21 protein-coding genes are annotated in these 24938 nt (G+C 59.9%); 15 read left to right on the forward strand and 6 right to left on the reverse strand.

What is annotated here, in order from left to right; all coding sequences use genetic code 11:
- Positions 1-225 precede the first annotated feature (225 nt).
- Positions 226-1455 carry an L-rhamnose isomerase gene (locus AC2FNE_RS20460; protein ID WP_170605776.1) on the reverse strand — a complete coding sequence of 410 codons (1230 nt, stop codon included), beginning with the start codon at positions 1453-1455 and terminating at the stop codon, positions 226-228.
- Between the two features lie 11 nt (positions 1456-1466).
- Entirely contained in the window at positions 1467-3566 is a 2100-nt protein-coding gene (locus AC2FNE_RS20465; RefSeq protein ID WP_170605778.1) for a bifunctional rhamnulose-1-phosphate aldolase/short-chain dehydrogenase, read from the reverse strand.
- 189 nt (positions 3567-3755) lie between these two features.
- Here AC2FNE_RS20465 and AC2FNE_RS20470 point away from each other — a divergent pair, with 189 nt between their 5' ends.
- The 7 genes from AC2FNE_RS20470 (at position 3756) to AC2FNE_RS20500 (ending at position 10890) form a co-directional block, all read left to right on the forward strand.
- Positions 3756-4559, forward strand: a complete 804-nt coding sequence (locus tag AC2FNE_RS20470) for a DeoR/GlpR family DNA-binding transcription regulator (RefSeq protein WP_496806153.1) — start codon at positions 3756-3758, stop codon at positions 4557-4559.
- Between the two features lie 49 nt (positions 4560-4608).
- On the forward strand, positions 4609-5607 hold the full coding sequence (rhaS, locus tag AC2FNE_RS20475; RefSeq protein WP_170605782.1) for a rhamnose ABC transporter substrate-binding protein: 999 nt from the start codon (positions 4609-4611) through the stop codon (positions 5605-5607).
- A 77-nt stretch (positions 5608-5684) separates the two neighbouring features.
- A complete protein-coding gene (locus AC2FNE_RS20480; RefSeq protein ID WP_170605784.1) occupies positions 5685-7226 on the forward strand; it encodes a sugar ABC transporter ATP-binding protein in 1542 nt (513 codons plus the stop codon).
- A complete protein-coding gene (locus tag AC2FNE_RS20485; RefSeq protein ID WP_496806154.1) occupies positions 7223-8203 on the forward strand; it encodes an ABC transporter permease in 981 nt (326 codons plus the stop codon). The genes AC2FNE_RS20480 and AC2FNE_RS20485 overlap by 4 nt, the downstream gene beginning before the upstream one ends.
- On the forward strand, positions 8200-9183 hold the full coding sequence (locus tag AC2FNE_RS20490; RefSeq protein ID WP_496806155.1) for an ABC transporter permease: 984 nt from the start codon (positions 8200-8202) through the stop codon (positions 9181-9183). Before AC2FNE_RS20485 ends, AC2FNE_RS20490 begins: the two co-directional genes overlap by 4 nt.
- Position 9184: 1 nt before the next feature.
- On the forward strand, positions 9185-9499 hold the full coding sequence (rhaM, locus tag AC2FNE_RS20495) for an L-rhamnose mutarotase (protein ID WP_496806156.1): 315 nt from the start codon (positions 9185-9187) through the stop codon (positions 9497-9499).
- Complete coding sequence (locus tag AC2FNE_RS20500) at positions 9496-10890, forward strand: FGGY-family carbohydrate kinase (RefSeq protein WP_170605792.1); 1395 nt, start codon at positions 9496-9498, stop codon at positions 10888-10890. The genes rhaM and AC2FNE_RS20500 overlap by 4 nt, the downstream gene beginning before the upstream one ends.
- Before the next feature lie 329 nt (positions 10891-11219).
- Here the strand turns inward: AC2FNE_RS20500 and AC2FNE_RS20505 are convergent, their stop codons facing one another.
- A complete protein-coding gene (locus AC2FNE_RS20505) occupies positions 11220-12188 on the reverse strand; it encodes a LysR family transcriptional regulator (protein ID WP_496806157.1) in 969 nt (322 codons plus the stop codon).
- A gap of 79 nt (positions 12189-12267) precedes the next feature.
- Between AC2FNE_RS20505 and AC2FNE_RS20510 the strand changes: the two genes are divergently transcribed.
- The gene (locus AC2FNE_RS20510) at positions 12268-13797 is read left to right on the forward strand and encodes a trimethylamine methyltransferase family protein (protein WP_496806158.1); all 1530 of its coding nucleotides are present in this window, start codon (positions 12268-12270) and stop codon (positions 13795-13797) included.
- On the opposite strand, the gene AC2FNE_RS20515 is transcribed toward AC2FNE_RS20510, so the two are convergent.
- A complete protein-coding gene (locus tag AC2FNE_RS20515; protein ID WP_496806159.1) occupies positions 13788-14534 on the reverse strand; it encodes a sulfotransferase-like domain-containing protein in 747 nt (248 codons plus the stop codon). The genes AC2FNE_RS20510 and AC2FNE_RS20515 overlap by 10 nt on opposite strands.
- Positions 14535-14581: 47 nt before the next feature.
- Here AC2FNE_RS20515 and AC2FNE_RS20520 point away from each other — a divergent pair, with 47 nt between their 5' ends.
- From AC2FNE_RS20520 to AC2FNE_RS20530, 3 genes are read left to right on the forward strand one after another with little or no spacing between them, the layout of a single operon-like run.
- Positions 14582-16948 (forward strand): GcvT family protein, encoded by a 2367-nt coding sequence (locus tag AC2FNE_RS20520; RefSeq protein WP_496806160.1) that lies wholly within the window; start codon positions 14582-14584, stop codon positions 16946-16948.
- Positions 16945-19323 (forward strand): GcvT family protein, encoded by a 2379-nt coding sequence (locus AC2FNE_RS20525; protein ID WP_496806161.1) that lies wholly within the window; start codon positions 16945-16947, stop codon positions 19321-19323. The genes AC2FNE_RS20520 and AC2FNE_RS20525 overlap by 4 nt, the downstream gene beginning before the upstream one ends.
- A complete protein-coding gene (locus tag AC2FNE_RS20530; RefSeq protein ID WP_496806162.1) occupies positions 19320-20645 on the forward strand; it encodes an aspartate aminotransferase family protein in 1326 nt (441 codons plus the stop codon). Before AC2FNE_RS20525 ends, AC2FNE_RS20530 begins: the two co-directional genes overlap by 4 nt.
- Positions 20646-20674: 29 nt before the next feature.
- Here the strand turns inward: AC2FNE_RS20530 and AC2FNE_RS20535 are convergent, their stop codons facing one another.
- Positions 20675-21100 carry a hypothetical protein gene (locus tag AC2FNE_RS20535; RefSeq protein WP_496806163.1) on the reverse strand — a complete coding sequence of 142 codons (426 nt, stop codon included), beginning with the start codon at positions 21098-21100 and terminating at the stop codon, positions 20675-20677.
- Here AC2FNE_RS20535 and AC2FNE_RS20540 point away from each other — a divergent pair.
- The 4 genes from AC2FNE_RS20540 to AC2FNE_RS20555 all read left to right on the forward strand — a co-directional run bounded on the left by AC2FNE_RS20540 (position 21090) and on the right by AC2FNE_RS20555 (position 23760).
- Positions 21090-21302 carry a hypothetical protein gene (locus tag AC2FNE_RS20540; protein WP_496806164.1) on the forward strand — a complete coding sequence of 71 codons (213 nt, stop codon included), beginning with the start codon at positions 21090-21092 and terminating at the stop codon, positions 21300-21302. The two genes, AC2FNE_RS20535 and AC2FNE_RS20540, sit on opposite strands and share 11 nt — an antisense overlap.
- A 123-nt stretch (positions 21303-21425) precedes the next feature.
- Positions 21426-21671: a DUF3489 domain-containing protein gene (locus AC2FNE_RS20545; RefSeq protein ID WP_496806165.1), complete on the forward strand. Its 246-nt coding sequence runs from the start codon at positions 21426-21428 to the stop codon at positions 21669-21671.
- An 8-nt stretch (positions 21672-21679) separates the two neighbouring features.
- A complete protein-coding gene (locus AC2FNE_RS20550) occupies positions 21680-22072 on the forward strand; it encodes a DUF2924 domain-containing protein (RefSeq protein ID WP_496806166.1) in 393 nt (130 codons plus the stop codon).
- Between the two features lie 2 nt (positions 22073-22074).
- Positions 22075-23760, forward strand: a complete 1686-nt coding sequence (locus AC2FNE_RS20555) for a recombinase family protein (protein ID WP_496806167.1) — start codon at positions 22075-22077, stop codon at positions 23758-23760.
- Between the two features lie 417 nt (positions 23761-24177).
- On the opposite strand, the gene AC2FNE_RS20560 is transcribed toward AC2FNE_RS20555, so the two are convergent.
- On the reverse strand, positions 24178-24885 hold the full coding sequence (locus tag AC2FNE_RS20560; RefSeq protein ID WP_496806168.1) for an IS6 family transposase: 708 nt from the start codon (positions 24883-24885) through the stop codon (positions 24178-24180).
- Positions 24886-24938 lie beyond the last annotated feature (53 nt).

The raw sequence follows: 24938 nt of genomic DNA on the forward strand, positions 1-24938 counted from the left end.
CAGGGCCAGCGGTCAGACGCACCGCGCAAACAGGCCGGACACAAGACCGCTTCTGACCACACACCCCTCACAAAAATGTCTTGCTTTGCAGGAGCCATCCACACAGGACAATGCGGCCGCTCAATGGTCGCCGGTGCAACGACCGCTTTCTTTCGAACGCAATCTTGGCCTTCTTTCCAACATAGATTGTCCAGACGGCGACTTCCCACAAAATTGTACCGTGCCTCAGCGACCCGCTACAGCGGCCTGATAAGCGTCAAGCTCAGTGATCAGCTCAGTACCTGTAGGCGCGCCGTTTCTGGCGCAAAATTCAGACCACACCGCTCCGTAGGGCAGGTCCTTGAGTTCCTCTGTCACAACAAACCGGCTTGTGAAATCCAGCGCGTCCTCCGCTGCTCGCAAGCGATCCCAGGGCTTCAGAAGCGCCTGCAGAAGCGCCTTTTGCATGTTGCGCGTGCCAATCACCCAAGCGGCCGTGCGGCTGATCGTAGCGTCGAAGAAATCAAGCCCGATATGGGTTTTGCCCAACAGGTCGCCACTGACCAGTTCATGTGCCATCGCCAGTATGTCATCGTTCAGCATGATCACATGGTCGCTGTCCCAACGCATAGGGCGCGACACGTGCAGCAGAAGCTCATCCAGAGACAGGGCCACGGCGCTCAGTTTGTCGGCGATATTCTCGGTCGGGTGGAAGTGCCCCATGTCGAGGCACAGCAGTGTGTTGTTGCGGATCGCATAGCCCATGTAGAACTCATGGCTGCCCACCGTGCAGGCCTCGACCCCGATGCCGAAAAGCTTGGATTCGACCGCATCCAGCATATCCGATTTCGCCTCGGCCAGCATGGTGTCGAGCGAGACCTCAAGCCGGGCCCGTGCCGCCATACGGTCGATGGGAAGGTCCTTGAACCCATCCGGAACCCAAATGTTGTTGATGCAGGGTGAACCAAGCTCGGCTCCCATCTGCGCCGCGATGTCCCTCGTGCGTTTCCCATGTTCGATCCAAAAGTCCCTGATGCCCTTGTCGGGGTGCGCCAACGTCAGGTTGTCGTCGGCCTTTTTATGGGCAAAGAAGGTCGGGTTGAAATCCAGCCCGATGCCGGTGTCCTTGGCCCAGTCGACCCATGGCACGAAATGTCGGTACTCGATCTCATCCCGGTCCGGGGTATCGTCTGTGTCCATGTACATCGCGTGCAGGTTCAACCGATGTGACCCGGGGATTTTTGCATAGGCAAACTCAAGATCCGCCCGCAGTTCGTCCGGGTTGCGGGCCCGGCCCGGATGGTTTCCGGTTGCCTGAATGCCCCCGCCCGAGGTGCCGGTTTGGTTTTCGAACCCGACCACGTCGTCGCCTTGCCAACAGTGAACGGAAATCGGGATGTCCCTCAGAGCCTTGATCGCAGCTTCAGTGTCGACGCCCCAGTCAGCGAATTGCGCTTTGGCGCTCTCATAGCTCATGGACCGTCTCCCTATCGCGTGAAGGCCTGAACGTTGCCCGCATCAACGTTCAGAATGTTGCCCGTGGATTTGGCCGAGGTCTCGGCGGCGAAGAAATAACAGGCCTCGGCGATATCTTCCGGAAGGACTGAGCGTTTAAGCATGGATCGGTTGCGGTACATCTCTTCCAGCCCCTCCTTGTCCGTGCCGTAGGTCGAAGCCCGCTGATCCAGCCAATCGCCTTCCCAGATCTTGGAACCCCGCAACACCGCATCCGGGTTCACAACGTTGACCCTGATCCCGGCCTCAGCACCTTCCAGCGCAAGGCAACGGGCCAAGTGGATTTCCGAGGCCTTCGCCGTGCAATATGCCGAGGCATTGGGCGAGGCGGCAAGCCCGTTTTTCGAGGCTACGAAAACGATAGATCCGCCCATGTCCTGCACCCGCATGATCTTGAAAGTCTCCCGGCTGACGAGGAAATACCCCGTGGACAAGATGTCCATGTTCTTGTTCCAAAGGTCGAGGGTTGTTTCCTCAACCGGGGCAGAGGATGCGATCCCGGCGTTCGAGACAAGGATGTCGATGCCGCCAAATTCGACGGATGTTTCAACCAACGCGCGGGCCACGGCATTTTCATCCGTGACGTCCATCAGGACGGCGCTCACGACGTCCTTGCCGAACTGCTGGGTCAGGACCCCTTCCGTCGCGGTGAGGCTGTCGGGATTGATGTCGGCCAGCATGACACAGGCGCCCTCGGACAGGTAACGTTCTGCCGTTGCCGACCCTATGCCACCGGCGCCGCCGGTAACCAGCGCGACGCGACCAGCCAGCGATTTTGGTTTCGGCATGCGCTGCAACTTGGCTTCTTCCAACAGCCAGTATTCAATGTCGAAAGCTTCCTGCTCCGGCAGGCCGCAGTATTCGCTGACGGCACTTGCCCCGCGCATAACATTGATCGCGTTGACGTAGAATTCGCCGGAAATGCGGGCCGTGCCCTTGTCCTTAGCAAAGGTGATCATGCCGACCCCGGGGATCAGGTAGACAACCGCGTTAGGGTCCCTAAGTGCAGGCGAGTTATCGTGTTTGCAACGGTTGTAGTAGGCCGTGTAGTCCTCACGATAGGCCGCGATTTGCGCGGGCAGGCCTTCAAGCACTGCGTCGATGTTGTTCTGGGCCGGGTCGAAGCCGACGACCAAAGGCCGGATCTTGGTGCGCAGGAAATGGTCGGGGCAGGACGTGCCAAGGGCCGCCAGCGTCTCCATCTCCTTAGAATTCACGAACTCTAGCACCGAGTCGCTGTCGTTGAAATGCCCGACCATGTGCTGGTTGCCACTGACAAAGCCACGTATCGCGGGCATCAGCCGGGCCGCAACGGCCCGCCGACCTTCCATGGCGAGGCTTTCGTGGACCGCTCCGCCAAAGGCCGGAACATCGGCGGTCTTTTTGGCCAACCACTTGGTCGCGACGTTGATCACGTCAATGGTGCAGTCGTAGCAGTCTTTCGCCATGTCAGCCCATGTGAACAATCCGTGACTTTCAAGGACAACGCCATCGGCATCCGGATTTTCAAGGCAGAACTTTTCAAGCCACAGGCCCAGTTCATACCCCGGCCGTTTCCACGGCAGCCAACCGATCCGGTCACCGAAAATTTCTTGGGTCAGCTCCTTCGAATTCTTCGACGCTGCGATCGCAATAATCGCGTCGGCGTGGACGTGATCGACATGTTTGCGCGGCACATAGGCGTGCAAGGGCGTGTCAATCGAGGCCGCGCGCGGGTTCAGTTTGAAGGTGCAGTGGGGCAGATAGCCGACCATTTCATCTTCAAACTCTACCCCGCGATAAAGCCCCTTCAGCGCGTTCAGCTTGTCCATGTAAAGCGTGGAGAAGCCGTCAAGCTTCATGGACCCGATGTCACCGCCGGAACCTTTGACCCAGAGAACCTCGACCTCTTTGCCGGAAAGTGGGTCGGTTTCCATGACCTTCGCAGAGGTATTGCCGCCGCCATAGTTCGTGACGCGCTTATCCGAACCCAGCGTGTTGGAGCGATAGAGAAGCAGTTCCGATTCGGACATGCCACCTGCCACGGCGTCATCCCAGCGGTTCTCAAGAAACTGATTTTCGATGGATTTCAATGTTCTGCCCTCCTCACGGATGCAGCGGTCGGTACTGCATCATCGCGTTTAGGCTTAGTAGAGTGCGTCGCTATGTCAATCAAAAACAATCACAAACAATCATTCTGCAATGCAGAACGATTGAAAGTGATCGAAAATGATTGACAGCTGCAACGAATCTGCGCAGCGTGGAGTGAAAGGGAGGTGGCTTTGCACGAAAAAGAACGCCATAGGATCATCATTTCAGCGGTGCAGGATCGCCCCGTCGTGACGGTTGGAGACCTGTGCACCCTGACCGGCGTGTCCGAAGCCACCATCCGACGCGACATTTCAACACTTCACATGAAACAGAAGGTACGCCGTGTAAGAGGCGGCGCTGAGGCCATAACGCCACCGCAGTTCGCTGGGCTGGCGGGCCGTCCGTTCGTCGTCAACGAAACCATGAATATCGCTGAGAAGCAGGCGATTGCCCGCGCGGCGGTTGAGATGTGTAGCGAAGGTGACAGCATCATCATAAACGGGGGCACAACGACCTTTCAGATGGTGCATCCGCTGGCCAGCCGCAGGATGCAGGTCTTTACCAATTCGTTCCCGATTGCCGAGCACCTGCTGAAGCATTCGAAGAACACGATCATGTTGTCAGGCGGCGCGATCTACCGGGAACAGAACATAATCCTGTCGCCCTTTGATAACGACGTGACCCGCAACTTCTATGCAAAGCGCATGTTCATGGGAGCGCAGGGGCTGGGACCCATCGGTCTGATGGAGGCCGATCCCCTTCTGATCCAGGCAGAACAGAAACTGATCGGACAGGCGGATGAGCTTGTCGTTCTGGTCGACAGTTCGAAATTCGCGCAGCGCTCCAGCCTGGTGCTTTGTCAGTTGGACCGGATCACGACCGTGATCACCGACGAAGGAATTCCTGACAAGGCGGCGGCCATGCTTGAGGCTGCCGATGTGAATCTGATCGTTACCCAGTCGGGCAGCGTTCAAGAAAACGAGGTGGCCTCTTGACCGCCTCTGGAACCCGAGACCCAAAGATGACTTTCTGGGAGGAACTATCATGAAACGTCGTACTTTCACATCACTTGTCGCAGGGATGAGCCTTGCCGCCAGCATGTTTGGCACCACGGCGATGGCGCAGGACAACATGCGCATCGCTCTGGTCGTAAAGGCGCTTGGTATCGGCTTCTTTGAAGCAGCCGCCGATGGCGCTGAAGAGGCCGCAGGAGAGCTAGGCAATGTCGAGATCATCTACACCGGCCCGACCGACACCACCGCGGAAGGTCAGATCGAGGTCATCAACTCCCTGATCGCGCAGGGTGTCGACGCCATCGCGATTTCGGCAAACGACCCTGATGCACTTGTGCCGGCGCTGAAACGCGCGATGGACCGCGGTATCACCGTGATTTCCTGGGACTCGGGTGTGGCTGAAGGCGGACGCCAGATGCACCTGAACCCATCCTCGACCCCGCTGATCGGCAACACGATCATCAAGCTTGCCGCGGATCACATGCCGGATGGTGGTGAAGTTGCGATCCTCTCGGCGTCGGCCACGGCAACCAACCAGAACGCCTGGATCGAGGCCGCGAAAGAGGTTCTTCCGAACTATGACGGCGTCGATCTGGTGGCCACCGTCTATGGCGACGACCTCAGTGACAAATCCTACCGTGAAGCACAGGGCCTCATGGCATCCTACCCTAACCTCAAGGCGATCATCGCGCCAACGACCGTTGGTATCCTGGCGTCCTGCCAGGCGGTGACCGACGCAGGCAAGATCGGTGAGATCAACGTGACTGGTCTGGGCCTCCCGTCCGAGATGGCAGGCTGTGTTGATAGCGGTGCAACCAAGAGCTTCGCGATCTGGAACCCGATTGACCTTGGCTACTCGGCCACCATGCTGGCGCATGCAATCGCCAACGGTGCTGAAACCGGTGCCGGTGCCGAAATCCCGATGGGCCGCATGGGCTCGGTGACGCTGGATGACACCGGCTCGGCAGCCATGGCTGATCCGTTCACCTACGACAGCTCGAACATCGAACAGTTCAAGTCGATCTTCTAATCTGAACGACGTGTCGGGGCGTGGGCGATGACCCGCGCCCCGACACCCTACTCTGCCCACATCCAGAAACACTGTCTATGAAGTTGGAATTGAGACCAGACGTGTCGAACGCCGCCGCCCCTACACCGCTTCTGAGCCTGTCCGGCGTGACCAAGACATTTCCCGGCGTGCGGGCCCTGTCAGATGTTTCGCTGAACCTCTACCCGGGCAAGGTCACGGCACTGGTGGGCGAAAACGGTGCTGGCAAGTCCACCGTGGTGAAGGTTCTGACGGGCATTTATCAACCCGACGAGGGAGACATCCGGATCGATGGCGAGGCTCTCAGTTTCCCGACACCGCAATCCGCCGAAACCGCTGGCGTGACCGCCATCCATCAGGAAACCGTACTTTTCGACGAACTGACGGTGGCGGAAAACATCTTTCTCGGCCATGCGCCAAAGGGGCGATTTGGCCTGATCGACAAACCCGCCATGGCGACCCGCGCGCGAGAGATTCTGGATGAAATCGGGGCCAAGATTGATCCGGGCGCTACGCTCAAGGACCTAGGAACCGCGAACAAGCACCTGGTTGCCATTTCCCGGGCGCTGTCCATCGACGCGCGCGTTGTGATCATGGACGAACCGACAGCAGCCCTCAGCCAGAAGGAAATCGAAGAGCTTTACGAACTTGTCGAAAGCCTGAAGGCGCAAGGCAAGGCGATCCTCTTCATCAGCCACAAGTTTGACGAGATCTTCCGCATCGCCGATTTCTACACCGTCTATCGCGACGGCCAGATGGTCGGCGAAGGGGCGATTGTAGATGTCAGTGAGCCGGAACTGGTCAAGCTTATGGTGGGCCGCGACGTAAGCCAGATTTTCCCCGAACGCGACCACAACGTCGGCCACGATATCCTCGAAGTCGCGGGGTACGACCACCCGACCGAATTCGCGGACATCGGTTTCACGCTCAGGCGCGGCGAAATCCTCGGGTTCTACGGGCTGGTCGGCGCAGGTCGGTCCGAATTCATGCAGGCCCTTTTCGGGATCACCCGCCCCTCGGGCGGAACCGTGAGGATCGACGGGGCACCGGTTTCGATTGCATCGCCCGCCGACGCGGTTGCAAGTGGCATCGTCTATGTCCCGGAGGACCGGGGCAAACAAGGCACAATCGGCGCGCTGCCGATTTTTCAGAACGTGACGCTACCGTCACTCGCTCGCACCTCGCGCAAGGGGTTCATCAAGCTGGCCGAGGAATTCAAGCTGGCACGGGAGTATACCGAACGTCTCGACCTGCGCGCCGCTTCGCTGGACACCGATGTCGGCAACCTGTCGGGTGGCAACCAGCAGAAGGTCGTGATCGCCAAATGGCTCGCCACTCAGCCCAAGGTCATCATCCTGGACGAACCCACCAAGGGCATCGACATCGGGTCCAAGGCCGCCGTGCATGAATTCATGGCGGAGCTTGCCGCGCAAGGGCTCGCCGTCATCATGGTCAGTTCCGAAATCCCCGAGATCGTGGGCATGTCGGATCGAGTGATCGTCATGCGTGAGGGGCGCATCGTGGCGGAACTGACCCGTGACCAGATCACGCCCGAAACGCTTGTCAGCCACGCCGCAGGAATCAGGGAGGCCGCGCAATGAAACGTATCCTCGCCTCCCGCGAACTTTTGCTGCTGGTCGCCATCGCATTGGTGCTTGGCATCATCTCAAGCCGCTTCCCGGCGTTCATCACGCTGTCGAACCTGGCTTCCGTCTTCAACGACACCTCGCCGCTTATCCTGCTAGCCATCGGCCAGATGATCGTGATCTTGACAAAGTGCATCGACCTCTCGGTCGCCGCCAACATCGCGCTGACCGGCATGGTCGTGTCCCTGATCAATATCTCGGCACCCGGTCTGCCGATTATCGTAACGCTGGTCGTGGCCACCGGGTTCGGGGCGTGCCTTGGAATGTTCAACGGTATCCTTGTGTGGAAACTGTACATCCCGCCTATCGTGGTGACGCTTGGCACCATGACCATCTTCCGGGGAACCATCTTCCTTCTGACCGAGGGCAAATGGGTCAACAGCCACGAGATGAGCGACTCTTTCAAGGCATTCCCGCGCACCGAGCTTCTTGGTCTTCCGGTGCTAAGCTGGTTTGCCATCGCGGCAGTGATCCTGTTCACCATCGTCATGACCCGCACCACCCTGGGCCGCGCCTTCTACGCTGCCGGGGGCAACCCCCATGCGGCGACCTATGCCGGGATCAACGTGGGCCGGACTCAGTTCTGGGCCTTCACGATCTCTGGCGCGCTGGCCGGTCTGACCGGCTACCTCTGGGTCTCTCGCTTCGCGGTTGCTTATGTCGATGTTGCCGGGGGGTTTGAATTGACCGTCGTGGCGGCCTGCGTCATCGGCGGCGTGTCGATCATGGGTGGCATCGGCTCGGTCCTCGGCGCGCTGCTGGGCGCGCTGTTCCTCGGCATCATTGCCAATGCCCTGCCGGTCGTGAACATCTCTCCCTTCTGGCAAATGGCCATCTCGGGCGGCGCGATCATCATCGCGGTTGTTCTGAACGCCCAGGCCAACCGGACGAAGGGCCGCATCATCCTTAAACGCGCGGAGCACGCGACATGACCACGACGACACGCTCGATCCCCGATCGCCTGCGCTCGCCGCTGGAGCGGAACCTTAAAAGCTGGGAAAGTCTGCTGATGCTGGTCGCAATCGGCATCTTCATCGCCAACAGCTTCGCCTCACCTTATTTCCTGAACGCCTGGAACCTCTCCGACGCGACCTTCAACTTCACCGAAAAGGCGATGATCGCCTTTGCCATGGCCCTGCTTATCATCTCTGGCGAAATCGACCTCAGCGTCGCCGCGATCATCGCACTGGCCTCGACAGCCATGGGCGCCGCCGTGCAGGCGGGTGTCGGGACAGAGGGGCTGGTCCTGATTGGTCTGGCCGTCGGTCTGGCCTGTGGGGCGGTCAACGGTTTCCTCGTCACCGGCCTTGGCCTGCCATCCATCGTCGTCACCATCGGCACGATGAGCCTTTTTCGCGGGATCAGTTTCATCGTGTTGGGCGATCAGGTTTACAAGGGCTATCCAGCCGATTTCGCCTTCTTCGGTCAGGGCTATGTCTGGTGGGTGATTTCGTTCGAATTCGTCCTCTTCGCCATCATTGCGGTGATCTACGCGGTCATCCTGCACATGACCAATTTCGGCCGCGCGGTCTATGCCATCGGAAACAATGCCACCGGGGCGCTGTTTTCGGGCATTCGGGTGGGCCGGGTGAAGTTCACCCTTTTCCTGCTGACGGGCCTGATGTCCGGGGTCGCCGCCGTCTGCCTGACATCCCGCCTCGGCTCGACCCGACCCTCGATCGCCTTCGGGTGGGAACTTGAGATCGTGACCATGGTCGTCCTTGGCGGGGTCAACATCCTCGGCGGCTCCGGCTCCATCCCCGGCGTTGTGATCGCGGCCTTTGTTATGGGGCTTGTGACTTTCGGACTTGGCTTGCTGAACGTACCCGGTATCGTGATGTCGATTGTTATCGGGGCGCTACTGATCTCGGTCATCGCGCTGCCCCGGCTCTGGTCGATGTGGAGGGGCTGACATGGAAAAATACGCCTTCAAGATGAAGCTCAACCCGGGCTGCAAGGATGAATACGAAAAGCGCCACGATGCGATCTGGCCAGAGCTTTCCACGCTGCTGAAAGACGCAGGCGTGTCCGACTATTCGATCCATCTGGACGAAGAAACGAACATTCTTTTTGGCGTCCTCTGGCGCACCGACGACCACAAAATGGATGCCTTGCCCGGCCACGAGATCATGCAGCGATGGTGGGCGCATATGGCGGACATCATGGAAACCAAGCCCGACAACGAGCCCGTGGCGGTGCCGCTGACGCCCGTCTTCCACATGCCATGACGCCCCGGCACGTCGCCGTCATCGACATTGGCAAGACCAACGCCAAGCTTGTGCTGGTCGATGCGACTGATATGTCCGAAGTGGAGGTGCTGACCCGGCCTAACATGGTTCTCGCCGCTCCACCCTATCCGCACTTCGATGTTGAGGCGATCTGGCGCTTCCTTCTGGACGGGTTGGAGCAGTTTCAGAAGGAGCACGGCGTAGATGCCATTTCCATCACGACCCACGGGGCGTCTTGCGCCCTGATCGCGCCAAACGGCGCGCTTGCTACCCCGATCCTCGACTATGAGCACACAGGCCCTGAAGATCTGGCCGCGGCCTACGACGCCATACGCCCACCCTTTGAGGAAACCGGATCGCCAAGGTTGCCGATGGGTTTGAACCTGGGCGCGCAGTTGCATTGGCAATTTGAGCAGGACCCCGCGCTTCGCGAACGCACCGCCACCATTCTCACCTATCCCCAGTACTGGGGGCTTCGCCTGACAGGCGTGCCGGCCAGCGACGTGTCGTCCCTTGGTTGTCACACGGATCTGTGGAATCCGTCCAAGGCGCATTATTCTTCGTTGGTCGAACGGTTGGGCATATCTGAAATAATGGCGCCCGCGCGCAAATCTGCGGAGGTTCTCGGACCCGTGTTGCCGCAGGTCGCATCGCAAACCGGCCTGCGCTTTGACACGCCGGTGCACTGCGGCATCCACGATTCAAACGCATCACTTTTGCCTCATATACTGACCCGAACCGGGCCGTTTTCCGTCGTTTCGACCGGTACATGGGTCATTGCCATGACCATCGGCGGCGAAGAAGTAACCCTGGACCCTTCGCGTGACGCGCTTTTTAACGTCAACGCACTGGGTGCCCCGGTACCCTCCGCCCGTTTCATGGGGGGACGCGAGTTCGAGTTGGCGGTGAACGGTCAAACCACCGAATGTGCCGAGCAATTCCTTGACTTGGTCGCGAAAGACGGCCCCATGCTCTTGCCCGCAATGGTCTCGGACAGCGGACCGTTTCAGGGACAAGAACATAGCTGGATGGGGTCAGAGCCCTTGCCCGGAACCCAGGAACGCGCGGCGGCGGTAAGTTTTTACCTCGGGTTGATGACCGCGGAATGCCTGTCGCTGACCGGACACAAGGGCCGCATTATCGTCGAAGGTCCATTTGCCAGGAACAAAGGCTTCGTCACTATGCTCGCCGCGGCGACAAACTGCAGGGTCGACGCGACCGCCACCGCAACAGGGACGAGTCAGGGAGCCGCCCTCTTGGCGACAGGTGCACTCCCCGAGCGCGCGGCCTTCGACGTCGAAACCTATTTTCACAAAACCTACGTGAGCTACCAACGTTACGCGAACAGTTGGCACAGAGCCGCAAAAGCAGACTTGGAACGACGCCCATAGGATACCCTAACGACCTGCACGGAACTCCGATAGCAGACATTGGGGACCAGCGTGAAACTGAACGGAATGGGCTCAGCGCCGCCATCTGAGCATTTTTGTCGGATGACAGCTTAGGAACGGATAGCGGTCATTGTTGGTGGTCATTCCGAGAAATTTCGCCTGAAGGTCTGCATTGAACGGAAGCGGACGTTCGCTGAAATCTGCTGAACGGCAGAGTTGCGGACATTGCCGACTTTCAAATTGGTGCATTGAGTGTCCGCTGTTTACATGTTGGCCGCAATATTCAGTTCGGTTACCGATGTCGGCGCTTTGCAGCGACACACACGCCACTAGGCCAGATCGTATTCCACGCTTTTTACTCCGACATCGCCCATATGGCGGGCGACCTGCTGTGCCAAGGTCTGTTTGCACAAATGCGCAATTGCTTCCGGCATCCTTTGTAGTTCCTCTTTTCTGGCAACGACCGTCAACGTGCGCGACAAGCCAGAGATCGGAAGCTCGAGCAATCGAAGGTTCATCTTTTCAACCAATCCATCGATCAACAGTGTCGGGGTCAGGAGGCTGAACCCCTGACCCGCTGAAACACATGAGGTGACCATGCTGGAGCGGTCCGCCTGAATAACCTTTCCGGGTTCGAACCGTAGCCGGCGCAGATGTTGAGCGATCTGGCGACCTGCATTGGTCGTATCGCCAAATCGCACGAGCGGTAGCTGCGTCTGGATCGCTTCTAGGCTGTCGGTTGGACCGTCATAAGTTCCGGGGAGGACCAAAAGGTACCTTTCTGTCAGAACGTTATGACGCTCCAACCCGTCCATGTCCAGAAATGGGTTTGAAGTGATCGCCAGATCCGCCTGCTTGGTCCGCAGCAAATGCTCGTGATTTCCGCTTTGTCCGGCGTGCAGAGTGATGTCTTCGACGTTGAACACTCGCTGGGCAAGATCGATCAACGACGGCGTGAGCGTCGTCGCAATGGAGGCCTGTATGCCCACCCGGAGCAGGGTCATGGACTTCTGACCGACATGCCGCAATTCAGTTTCCGTGTCAGACAGCGCATCCAAAATCTTCTGCGCCTTGCCGTGCAGGCGCGCACCGGCGTAGGTCATCCGAGATGGGCGCGTGCTGCGATCGAGCAGCACAGCGCCGAACGTCTTCTCCAACGCCGTGATGTGCTGGGATGCAGCGGGTTGCGATAGACCCAGCAGTTTCGCACCGGCGCGCATCTGGCCAGTCTCCGCAACGGCAACGAAGACTTCGAGTGAGCGCATCAGGCTTGGCGAAAGCTTGCGGCGATCCAACATGTATCATCCTTAGTATAATTTTTTGTAATACTGTTGGGTTTTTCTTGGGTTCTGTCAATCGCTGCGGCAGCATGCTGTCATGACACGCACCCGCTCTTCTCGCCGTCGGAAAACTGCTGGTACGCGCGCGGCGTCCGAGGCCCACGCGCCGTTCATTCAGCGCAAGCTTTCGTCGTTCAATGTGCTCAGTGAAGCCGGGCTGGAGCAGATCGAGGCCAATGCGGATACCATCCTTGCTGAAACGGGTATGGAGTTTCAGGATGATCCCGTGATCCTGCAGATTTTTGCCGAGGCTGGCTGTGATGTGGACGGGACGCGCGTTCGTTTTGCTCCCGGGTTTTGCCGCAAGACAATCACCGCAACCGCGCCCGCTCAGTTCATCCAATATGCTCGTAATCCAGCCAACAATGTGCAGCTTGGTGGAGATGCCAGTGTACTCTGCCCCGCTTGGGGGCCACCCTTCGTGCATGATCTGGACCAGGGGCGCCGTTATGCCTCGCATGAGGATTTCATCAATCTGATCAAGCTGCACCACACTCTGCCGTGGCTGCACCACTCGGGCGGCGTGGTCTGCGAGCCGGTCGATTTGCCGGCCAACAAGCGCCATCTCGACATGCTCTATGGCCACATCCGCTACTCGGACCGCGCTTTCATGGGCGCCTTTATCGGGGCCGAGAGGGCCGGACATGCGATCGACATGGCGCGGATCGTGTTCGGTGAGGCCTTCGTGGCCAAAAATGCCGTGCTCTATTGCGTGTCAAACACCAACGCGCCCTTGGTGATGGACAGCCACATGTCCGGTGCGCTGAAGACCTATGCCCAGGCCGGACAACCGGTCGCCTGCACGCCATGGGTTCTGACCGGGGCAATGTCGCCATCAACGGTGGCGGGCACCTTGGCGCAGGTGCTGGCCGAAACCATGGCGACCATGACTCTGACCCAGCTGGTGAAACCCGGTGCGCCTTGCATGATGGGCAGTTTCGCCTCAACCATGTCGATGAAATCGGGCGCGCCCACTTTCGGCACGCCTGAGGCCGGGCTGATGGTTCTTGCTGCCGGTCAACTGGCGCGCAGGCTAGGGGTGCCGCTGCACACGGTCGGCACACTCAGTGCATCGAAAGTTCCAGACGCGCAGAGCCAACAGGAAGCTGCCTGGGGCTTGATGATGTCGATGCTTGCGGGCGCCAACCTAATCAACCACGCGACGGGATGGCTAGAGGGCGGATTGGTGGCCTCGTTCGAGAAAACCATTCTGGATCATGATCTTTGCGGCAAGATAGGGCGGTTCTTTAACGGCATCGACATGAGTGAGAACGCCCAGGCGATGGACGCTATCGCCGCGACCGGGCCGGGGCAGCATTTCCTTGGCTCCGAGCATACGCAGGCCAATTTCATGACCGCGCTGTTCCGGCCGTGGACGCCGGATGACAACTCATACGAGCAATGGTATGCAGCGGGTGAAAAGGATGCTGCCGTACGGGCCAATGCCATCTGGAAAGAGCAGTTGGCAGGGTACGAAGACCCCGGCCTGGACCCTGGTATTGACGCGGCGCTGCTGGACTACATCGCAGCCCGCAAGGCCGAGAAACCGGACCAGGATTATTTTTGATGGGCCTGGGTTTCTGCAATCTCACGCATATGCACATAGAACGGTCGGTGATGCGCTGCATGGTCGGTGAAAGGCGCACCAAGCGCATCCAGTTCTTCCTGAAACGCCGTGACTTCGGGGGCCTTGATGGCACCGCTTTGCAGCACCTCGGAATGCCAGCTTTGAACCGATTGCCACCCGTCAGGCACCGTGTCGTCCCAAGTAAAAGCGTGCTCCAGAAACTCCAACCCGACATGCGCCCAGTAACGGCGCAGCGTCGCCTGCGGGGCGCGGCGCAACTGGTCCGCGGTGATCACCAAAGGGTCATGGCCCATCTCGACCAGCGCCGAAAAAAGCCGGTATTGGGCTTCGTGCCCCAACTCCAATCGCGTAAACTCAGGGTCACGCCTGGCATAGGACAGTGCCGCTTCGACGGGGTCACGCAGCAGGAAGGCATGGGTCATCTGGCCGGCAAACGCCGTGTCGCGCGACAGAATATCAACCACGTAATACGCCATGTCCTTGAAGAACACCGAACCACTTTGGGCCGTTTTCAGAATCATCGCGCGGATGTCGTCATAGGTGGCAGGGTGCCCGGGTTCAGGCGAAAACCCCGGAAACAGCCGGTCCGTGGTCGTCAGATAATGGTGGTACATGAAAGGTTCGTGCAGAACCGAAAGATCACCACGTTCGCGCATGATGCGTTCAAAGGCTGTCGAAACCGAGCGGGGGTGGCACCAGAGGGCGTGAATTGTCATGCGGTCAACCTAAAGCGGCCTGGAAAGCTGCGTCAATGGAGCGCCGGATGAGCCGCGTCCTGATCATCGGCGGCGGAGCGATTGGCCTGAGTGTTGCCTATCATCTGGCAAAGCGCGGGGCGGATGACGTCACCGTGCTCGAGCGAAATCAACTGACCTCGGGCACGTCCTGGCATGCGGCCGGGATCGTTGGACCGCTGCGCGCGACCCCGAACATGACCCGGCTGGCCATAGCCGCGCTTGAGGTCTTTCCCGCGCTTGAGGCCGAGACCGGCCTGTCGACGGGCTATCGCCGGACTGGAGGTTACTGGTTGGCGCGGGTGCCGGAACGATTGGACGAACTGCACCGGATTGCGGATTTGGGCCAGACGCAGGGCCTGACCCCCCGTGTGATCGCGCCTGCCGACGTGCCACTGCCTTTGTGTGATCTGACCAGCCACTCCGGGGCGCTCTATGTTCCTGAGGACGCAAATGTGAACCCGGTTGATCTGTGCATGGCCTATGCCAAGGCTGCGCGTGATCGCGGCGTGATCATTCGCGAAAACACGCCCCTGCAGGCCTTGCGCAAGACAGGTGGGCGCATCGTTGGGGTCAGCCTGAGCGACGGGTCCGAACTGGACGCCGACCAAGTGGTGATAGCAACCGGCGCATGGTCGCGCGAACTGGCCGCCGGAGTGGACGTAGTGCTTCCTCTGCAAGCCGTTGAACATATGTATGTGGTGACCGAACCGATCCCGGACCTGCCGGGCCCGTTTCCGGTGATCCGCGATCTGGATCGCGGCATCTATATCAAGGGTGACGCAGGCAAGCTGGTGATCGGCGGGTTTGAGCCGAATGCCAAATGCTGGAACGCCTACGGCCCGGAAGGCGACAGGCCCTTCCTGGAAATGGCCGAAGATTGGGACCAGTTCGCCCCCTTCATGGAGGCCGCGCTGGACCTGTGCCCGAGCCTAGAAACCGTAGGCATACAGCATTTCATGAATGGCCCCGAAAGCTTTACAGCGGACACGCGCCCCCTGGTCGGGGAGACCGCTGTCGACGGGCTCTTCGTCGCGGCTGGAATGAACTCGGTCGGGGTGATGTCCTCGGCCGGGATCGGGCGCGCATTGGCGGATTGGATGGTTGATGGTCACCCCCCAATGGACATGTGGGAGGTCGATGTCGCCCGCGTTGACCCGGCCACCGCCACGCCTGATCACATGGCTGATCGCATGAAAGAGGCGGTGGCCGACCTGTTCAACCTGCATTGGCCCTACAAACAGCCCACAGCCGGGCGTGGGTTACGCAGCACGGCCCTGCACGCGTGCTGGGCGAAATCCGGGGCGCATTTTGGCCTGACCGCCGGATGGGAGCGCGGGCTCTACTATGGCCCTGCGCAGCCCTACTCGGTCGGGGATCAGGGCTGGTGGCCGCTGGCCTGCTACGAGGCTGCTTTCATGGATCAAGGCACCGCTTTGATCGATCTCACCCCCTTTACCAAGGTGGACATCAGCGGTCCCGACGCGTTGGCGGGCTTGAACCGGTTGACCACCGCGCAGATGGATGTGCCCCTTGGGCGCGCGGTCTACACGCAGCTTCTGAACGCACGCGGCGGGATCGAGATGGATTTGACGATCACACGCACGGGGACCGGGACCTTCCATCTAACATCCGGTGCCGCCACCCGCGCCCGCGATCTGGCGTTTCTGCAACGCCATCTGACCGGAAACGTGACCATTGAAGATGAAACCGAAGCCTTCTGCACCATCGGCGTCATGGGGGCGGGCAGCCGGGCCTTGTTACAAGGACTGGGCGACCTGCCTGAGATGGCCTATGGCCATGCTGCCGAAGCCATGATCGCGGGTATTCCCTGTCGCGCCACCCGCGTCAGCTTTGTCGGAGAGCTGGGTTGGGAACTGGCCATCGCCAATGCCCTCGCGCCCGGGCTGTTCAATGCATTACGGGATGCAGGCGCAACCCCGCTGGGACATTACGCGCTGGACGGCTGCCGCCTGGAAAAAGGGTTCAAACACTGGGGGCATGAACTTGGCCCCGAGGTGACACCGCTCGAGGCGGGGTTGGGTTTCACCATTGACTGGTCAAAGGACTTCACCGGCAAGGTCGCGCTGGAACGGCAAAAGGCGAATGGTGTAAGCCAGCGTCTGGTGCTGATGCAGGTAGAAGGCCCCGCGTTGATGCTGCATGACGAACCGGTTTTCGAAGACGGCAGGTTTGTCGGGCTAACGACATCGGGTGGGCGTGGGCCGCGCACAGGGTTGAACCTGTGCTTTACTGTGGTCTCTGTCCAGCCGTGCGAGCGTCTGGTCCAGACCTGCGAGCGAGAATTCACAATTAGGGTCGCCGGCCGGGATTATGCGGCAACACCGCTGCGCCGCCCGCCCTTTGACCCCTCAGGCGAAAGGATGCGCGCATGACTAAGGCGCAGGTCACAATCATCGGCGGCGGCGCTATGGGCGTGTCGCTGTTGTATCATCTGGTCAAGGCCGGGTGGTCGGATGTGTTGCTGGTAGAGAAAAACGACCTGACCCACGGCTCAACCTGGCATGCGGCCGGCCTCTGCACGCATTTTGCCCATAACCCGACGATACAGGAATTGCGCGCCACGTCCGTGCGGCTCTACCGGGATATCCTGCCCCGGGAAACCGGGCGCGATTGCGGGTTCCACCGCTCCGGCGCGATGCGGATCACCCGCAACCCCGACCGGATGGACGAGTTTCGCCACGTGGCGGGGCTGTCGGAGTTTACCGGCTACCCCTTAGAGATTCTGACGCCTGAACGCATCGCCGAGCTTCACCCGCTGGCAAGGCTCGACGGACTGCTGGGCGGCATCTACGAACCAAACGATGGCCATGTGGACCCGACGATGGCGACCCATGCCATGGCCGAGGTCGCCCGACTCGGCGGTGCGCGCATCCTGCGCAATTGCCCGGTCATAGAGATTGAACACGCGTCGGATCACTGGCGGATCGAGACCGAGAAGGAGACCATTGAGACCATGCATGTGGTCAATGCCGCGGGCACATGGGGCTGGGAGATCGGCCATATGATGGGGCTTAACATCCCATCGGTTCCGGTGCTTCACCAGTATCTGGTCACCGATACCATAGGTGCGGTTGCGGACCGGATCGCACAGGGCCTGAGCGAACTGCCGATCATCCGCGACCCGGAAGAAAGCTGGTACGTGCGCCAGGAACGCGACGGTTTGATCCTCGGGCCCTATGAAAAGAACGCCAAGGTCTGGTCTGTGGATGGCGTCCCACCCGAATTCGGTGCGGATTTGTTGCCGCCCGATCTGGAAAGCGTCGAGCACATCATCATGGCCGCGATGGCGCGCATTCCCGCGCTGGAAACCGGCGGTGTGAAATCGGTGATCAATGGGCCGATCACATTCACGCCCGATGCCAATCCGCTGATCGGGCCGGCGCACGGGTTGGAAAATGCCTGGCTGCTGACCGGGTCCTCCATGGGCGTGATGGAAGGCGGCGGCGCCGGTTGGTTCCTGGCGCACTGGATGACACATGGCGCCCCGCCGATGGATGCGCTGGCCGTGGACAGCCGGCGCTTTGGCGCCTGGGCGGATCGCGATTATCGCGTGGCCAAGGCCATCGAGTGTTTTGGGTTGCAATTCGGCGTGCATTATCCGCACGAAGAACGCCCCGCCGGGCGCGGTTTGCGCCTGTCGCCGCTGCACGACCTGATGATCAAGCGCGGGGCCGTGATGGGTGCGGCCTATGGCTGGGAGCGGCCTAACTGGTTTGGGGACACGCCCGGAACTGAGGCCATCGAGACCTTCCGCCGCGCGAACTGGTTCGAACCCGTGGCGCAAGAGGTCGCCGCCGCGCATAACCGCGTCGCTATGGCCGATCTGTCAGTGTTCTCGAAGTTCGACATCTCCGGCCCTGATGTCGCGCCGTTTCTTGAGGCATTGGGGGCAAATCGTGGACCCGCGCCGGGCCGCATTGGCCTGACCCATGCGCTGACGCCTGCGGGCGGGGTGTTGTCTGAATTCACCGTCACCCGTTTGGCTGAGGATCTTGCGTATCTGACAAGCGCCGCAGCGGCAGAGCAGATCGACTTTGATCTGCTGATGCGGGTTGCGGTAGGATTTGATATCACCGTCCGCAACGTGACTGAAGCCTTTGCCGTTGTCGGTGTCATGGGTCCCAAATCCCCAAACGTTCTGCCCGAACTGAACCATATGCCGTGGCTCACGGCGCAGGAGGTCCAGCTTGCCGGTCTGCCGGTGCGCGCCTTGCGGGTCTCGTACCTGGGCGAATGCGGTTGGGAGCTGCATGTGGCGAGGGACCATGCGGTCACGCTGTTCACCACGCTTGAACAGCTTGCCAAGCCGCATGGGCTGGGCTTTTACGGGGCCTATGCCGCCAATTCCATGCGACTGGAAAAGGGCTATCGCGGCTGGGGCAGTGACCTGACGACCGAACGCAGCCCGCTTGAGGCCGGGCTGACACCTTTTGTCCGTAAAGACCTGCGCGACGGGCTGGCACGCGATAACGCGTGGGACATGGCGCTGCTCGAAATCGAAGACGGCCAGGTTGATCCGTTCTATGTGCACACTGTCTGGCAGGATGGCGTGCCGGTGGGGATCGTCACGTCCGGCGCTTATGGGCACCGCACCGGCAAGGTGCTGGCCCTGGCCTATCTGCGTGACCGAAACGCTCGCGTTGGGCTGACAGTCTCGATCCTCGGGCAACATCGCACCGCGACCGTGCTGCCCGTTGTCCCGTTTGATCCCGAAAACACACGTCTGAAAACCGGAGGTTCCAAATGACCGATCATCCGCTCCACACCGATTGGGACTTTTCCAACACAGCCGCCCGGCGAGACCAGTTCTATGCCGCCTCGCTGACCCGGTTCACGCCTTTCCGCGAGCCGATTGTATTCAGGAAAGGCCAGGGGCAATATCTGTGGGACACGGATGGTCGGAAATACACCGACCTCTTGGGCATGAATGTCTGCATCTCGGTTGGGCACTCGCATCCGCGTGTGGTGGCGGAAGCCACCGCCCAGGCGCAGGAACTGACCCATTGCACGACGATGTTCTATCATCCGACCCCCGCCCAACTGGCCGAAGAACTGGCCGCGACCATGCCCAAGGGCCACGATTGGGTAGTACATCTGACCAATTCCGGGTCCGAGGCGGTGGACCTCGCCATGACCATGGCGCGCACCTATACCGGCAACCTCGACCTCTTGGCCCTACGCACCGCATATCATGGGCCAACGGCGGCGGCCCAGTCGATCACCGGTATTGCGGGGTGGCGGCACCCGGGCATGCCCGGCAACGTGGCCTTTTTGCCTGAACCGAATCAGTATCGCGGCATCTTTGGTCCCGGCACGCAGCCGTACCTGGAAGAAATAGACCGCACCATCGCCACCGCCACGTCCGGCAAAGTGGCGGGCATCTTTGTCGAAAGCGTGCAGGGTTATGGCGGGATCATAGAAATGCCCCCCGGTTACATGTCCGGCGCGGCGGATCGCGTACGCGCGGCGGGCGGGTTATACATCGCGGACGAGGTGCAGTCGGGCCTTGGCCGCACAGGCGAGAATTTCTGGGGGTTCGAGGCAGACGGTGTTGTCCCCGATATCGTTGTCATGGCAAAGGGATTGGGTAACGGATTTCCCATCGGCGCGGTGGTGGCCAGGAAACATATTGCCGAGCCAATGGCCGAGAAGTTCATGTTCCACACCTATGGCGCCAACCCGACATCAGCGGCGGCGGCCCGGGCGGTGCTGGCGGTGATGCGCGACGAAGGGTTGCAGGAAAACGCCCGTACTGTAGGCGCAGCCCTTCTGGAGCGATTGCAACATCTGAAAGACAAGCACGCAGCGATTGGTGATGTTCGTGGCAAAGGCCTGATGCTCGCCTTGGAATTCGTCAAGGATCGAGACAGTAAAACACCCGACAAGGACATGACCACCGAGGTGTTCGAGGCCTGTCGCGCGCAAGGGATCATCCTGTCGAAATCCGGCCCGTTCCAGCAATGCCTACGCATGGTGCCGCCTCTCTGCCTGTCGGGGGACGATGTGAACCAGGTGGCAAACAGTCTCGATCAGGCGCTCGAAGCGGCCTCTGTTACTGCGAAGGGGTAGAAGCCGAGATTGCGGTTGCGGAACTTCGCTCAATGTTCAGTCTTTATGTCACCCTTTGGTCGCGTCCAGACTAACCCTTCCGGCATGGCGACCTCCCTCTCACGAACTTCGATCACCGGAAGCTCAAAGACTTCCCACAAACCAGTTTGGATCAGTCGCCCAGGCAGATCATCCTGATGCAGCCGCTGAGCCACGACTGCCACCCGCGCTTCTTTGCGTTGGTCCAGCCGCATCAAGGCACTGCCACTGAACCACTCCCAAACTTTTTCCAGATGAGTTTGGGAAAACACATCCTCAGCCTTACTGGGGTCGTCAACGATAGAGAGCTTGCGCGTAAGTACCGTCTCCGGGTGGCGTCTCCGCGCGTTGGAACACGGCGCAAGCTCCTTGAATGAATGAAAAAAAACCGGAACCCACATCAATGTCTTACGATGAATTGGGTGTGTGGACGGCATCGAAGCTGCCTATCTCGCGCTCTGCCGTAAAGGCCTCAAAGGCCATAAACCGTCGCTGCTCGAAGCCATCCGGATCATGTTGGAAGTCGGCCCAGCCGTTCAAGCAAAAGAGGAAGAGCAGAAGAATATGCGGCAGGAAATCCTCGAAAGACTGGAGCGAATGGGAGTAAAGATCCCCGAAGACTCCAAAATGCGCGAATAATGCCATTCTGAACTGGACTTTCCGCCCGACAGGAGCGTCACTGCTCCCACGCCCGGTTGGACCTCGGGCGCATCTCGGTACCAGGGCCGGCACCCCGCTGGCTCGCAAAACCGAGGAACTAAAATGTCCAAATCCAAATCAGCACGACCGCGCGAGACCAAGTCCGCAATCTTGCGCAAACTACTGAGCCGCAAGGCCGGCGCGGAACTTGTTACTCTGCAATCCGCAACCGGCTGGCAGCCACACTCGGTCAGAGCGGCGTTAAGCGGGCTCAGGAAGGCCGGGTACGGCATTGATCGCGCGGAGCCAGCCAAGGCCGGGAATGGCGCCGTCTACCGCATCACCAGCGGCCCGGAGAGCCCCCGGTGAAGCTCTCCGTGGCCGAGATCGAAACCATGGACCGGGCGGCGCTGATCGCCGCCTGGGACGAGTTTTTCGGCACACCTGTCCCAAAACGTCTCAGCAGCCCCTTTCTGCGCCGATACCTCGCCTTCGAGATGCAAGCCCAAGAACGCGACGGCTTACCCAAGGATTTTGTTGGGAAGCTGCAGAAGGCGGCCCGCGAGGACCGGAACACCAGCAGCGCCGCGCTCAAACCCGGCGGACGCCTTGTCCGAGAATGGAACGGCGTGACCCATGTGGTTGATGTTGTCGAGGGTGGGTTCATTTGGAAGGATCAGCGCTACGCCTCGCTGTCGCCGATCGCCCGCGCCATCACCGGGGCCCGATGGTCCGGGCCCCGCTTCTTCGGTCTGAAGCGGGCGGGCTGACCGTGAGCAAGCCGCGAATCCGCTGCGCCATATACACCCGCAAATCCTCCGACGAAGGGCTCGACCAGGACTTCAACTCGCTGGACGCGCAAGCTGAGGCCTGTGCCGCCTACATCGCCAGCCAGCGGCATGAGGGCTGGGTTGCGGGCAAGGACCGGTACGATGACGGCGGCATATCTGGCGGCACGCTCGACCGGCCCGGCCTTCAGCGCCTGCTAGCAGACATCGACGCGGGGCTCGTTCAGATGGTTGTGGTCTACAAGATTGATCGTCTGACCCGATCCCTTGCCGACTTTGCCAAGCTGGTCGAGCGCTTCGATGCCGCGGGCTGTTCCTTCGTCTCGGTCACCCAGGCCTTCAACACCGCCTCGTCCATGGGCCGACTGACCCTCAACGTGCTCTTGTCCTTTGCCCAGTTCGAGCGCGAGGTCACGGCCGAGCGGATCCGGGACAAGATCGCGGCCTCGAAGAAAAAAGGCCTCTGGATGGGTGGCGTGCCGCCGCTCGGCTACGATCCGCATCCTGATCCAAAAACCCGCGGCCTCGTCGTCAACGCCGAAGAAGCGGAAACAGTGCGGACGCTCTTCGGCCTCTACGATGACCTCGGATGCCTGAACGCTGTTATGCGCCGGGCCAATGCCTTGGGCCTGCGTTCCAAGCTGCACCGTTTCAAGTCTGGACGAATCCAGGGCGGCAATCGGTTCTCACGCGGCCAGATTTATGCGGCTCTGCGCAACCCGATCTACATCGGCAAGATCCGCCACAAGACCCAGGTATGGGATGGGCAGCACGAGCCGATTGTCTGCGAGGCGATTTGGGAACGGGTACAGGAAAAGCTAGCGGCTGCCAGTGCACGGCCAAGGGGGCGAAAGTCTGCTGCCCGGCAACTCGGTGCTAGGTCTATTTCGCCGCTCACCGGAAAACTCCGCGATGAAACTGGAGATCGACTGACCCCGACACACACCCGGCGTAATGGACGGCAGATCCGCTACTATGTCTCGAACCGGCTGGTCTCTGGCGAAACGGACCAGCGAGGCTGGCGCCTGCCCGCGCCGACCCTGGAGCAGGCCGTGGCGAACGCCATTGCACGGCATATCGGAAAGCTGGCCCATGACCATCGAATTTACGCAAGACCCGATCTGAAGCGCAACGATGCCATCAAAGCAAAAGCACGACGACTCGCCAGTCGGCTCTCAGAGGGCGCGCCGGATAATATGCAGAAGATCTTGGACGATGGGCAGATCACGAAGAACGGCATTGTCTTGCGGCTGAATGCGGATGGTCTAGCCGAGGCGTTGGAAATGCAACCCAATGAGTTGGACCGCGCGGTTCGGACGATTGAGGCCACCTTCGAACTGCGCAGGCGGGGTGTCGAAGGAAAGATCGTCATCGGCGACCGCGAGCCTCAACCAGATCGTACGCTCCTTCGCGCTCTTTCCCGCGCGCATGTCTGGGCAGCCGAATTGCGCGACGGCAGGCCCCTCGGAGATATCGCCGAGGCGACGGGACATGCAGAATCCTACATTCGCACCCGATCGCAGCTGGCGTTCCTGTCGCCCGCGATCCAGAGCGCAATCCTCGAGGGGCGCCAGCCGACAAACCTGACCCTCGAACGGATCATCCGAAAACCACTGCCATTGGACTGGGATGCCCAGGCCCGATTGTACGGCTTCGAAAGCGGGCAGTGAAATCCCTAATCTAGACGTGGCGCTCCCTGTTCCTCCGGAAAATTTCCCTGATAATCGCGAAAATGTTCCCTGTTATTTTGCGCAGGGAATTCTTGTGCAACGCACTGATAACATGCGCAGATTCAGGGCGCAAAATCACCAAAACGCCCCAAATCTGAAGATTTTCCCTGTTAATGCCCTGTTAGCAGGGAAATTTGACCCTAACCGAAGCGCGTGATGGTGCCGACAGAGACACTGCGCCGAAGTCGGGCCAGCTCACGGGATTACGGTCGTCTCTCTGGCAGATTGCATAGCCCAAGCGCCCGGGAAAACGGGAGAAAACAGGGAAAGAAAGAGTGCGCTGACAGAGATAGGGGTGGGTGGCGGTGCTGTCAGACGAATTCGAACTCGTCTCTGTTAGGCCAGTGAGGCTGTCCTTTATCCCGCGCCAAGTTCGCGCCACTCGGCAAGAGCGGCGGTGCGTGTCAGCTTGAAGGTGTCTCGGCTGGCGAGCGATCTTTCCTGGTTGAAGTGGTTATAGACAGAGGAATGGACGGAGGCGAATTTCTGCAAACTTCGCATGCGCCTGAAACGCTGCATGGCGCGTTCTCGTCGTCGGAACGGCAGATGAGAATTCTCAACGCGGTTGTTGAGCCATCTGCCCGTCATTTGCTTTTCCAACGCACCTATTTCTTTGAGCGCTGCCTTGTAGGATGCGAAGCGATCTGTGACTACTTCTTCAGCTTTGCCGTGCCGCTTCATTAATTTCCTGAGGAATTTCAGCGCTGCAGCTTTGTTTCGGCGTTTGGTGACAACGGCTTCCAGCACCTCGCCTTCGTGATCAACAGCTCGCCACAGATAATGTCGCTTGCCATTTACCTTCACAAAAACCTGGTCGACATGCCACTTCCATTTCGAGAACGCGCGCAGTTGCTGAACTCGCTTTCGCCTTATCTCAGCAGCAAACATCGGGCCAAACCGGTTCCACCAATATCGGACAGTTTCATGGCTGACGTCGATGCCTCGCTCATGCAGCAGATCTTCGACATTCCGAAGCGAGAGTGGAAACCGAATATACAGCATCACCGCAAGACGGATGATCTCGGGACTGGTTTTGAAGTATTTGAACGAAGCAGGTTTGGTCATTCCCGCACGCTACGCAACCACCCTGCCCCGCTCAAGCGAAGTTCTTCTTACAA

This window comes from Ruegeria sp. YKSD179 (genome assembly GCF_059612885.1).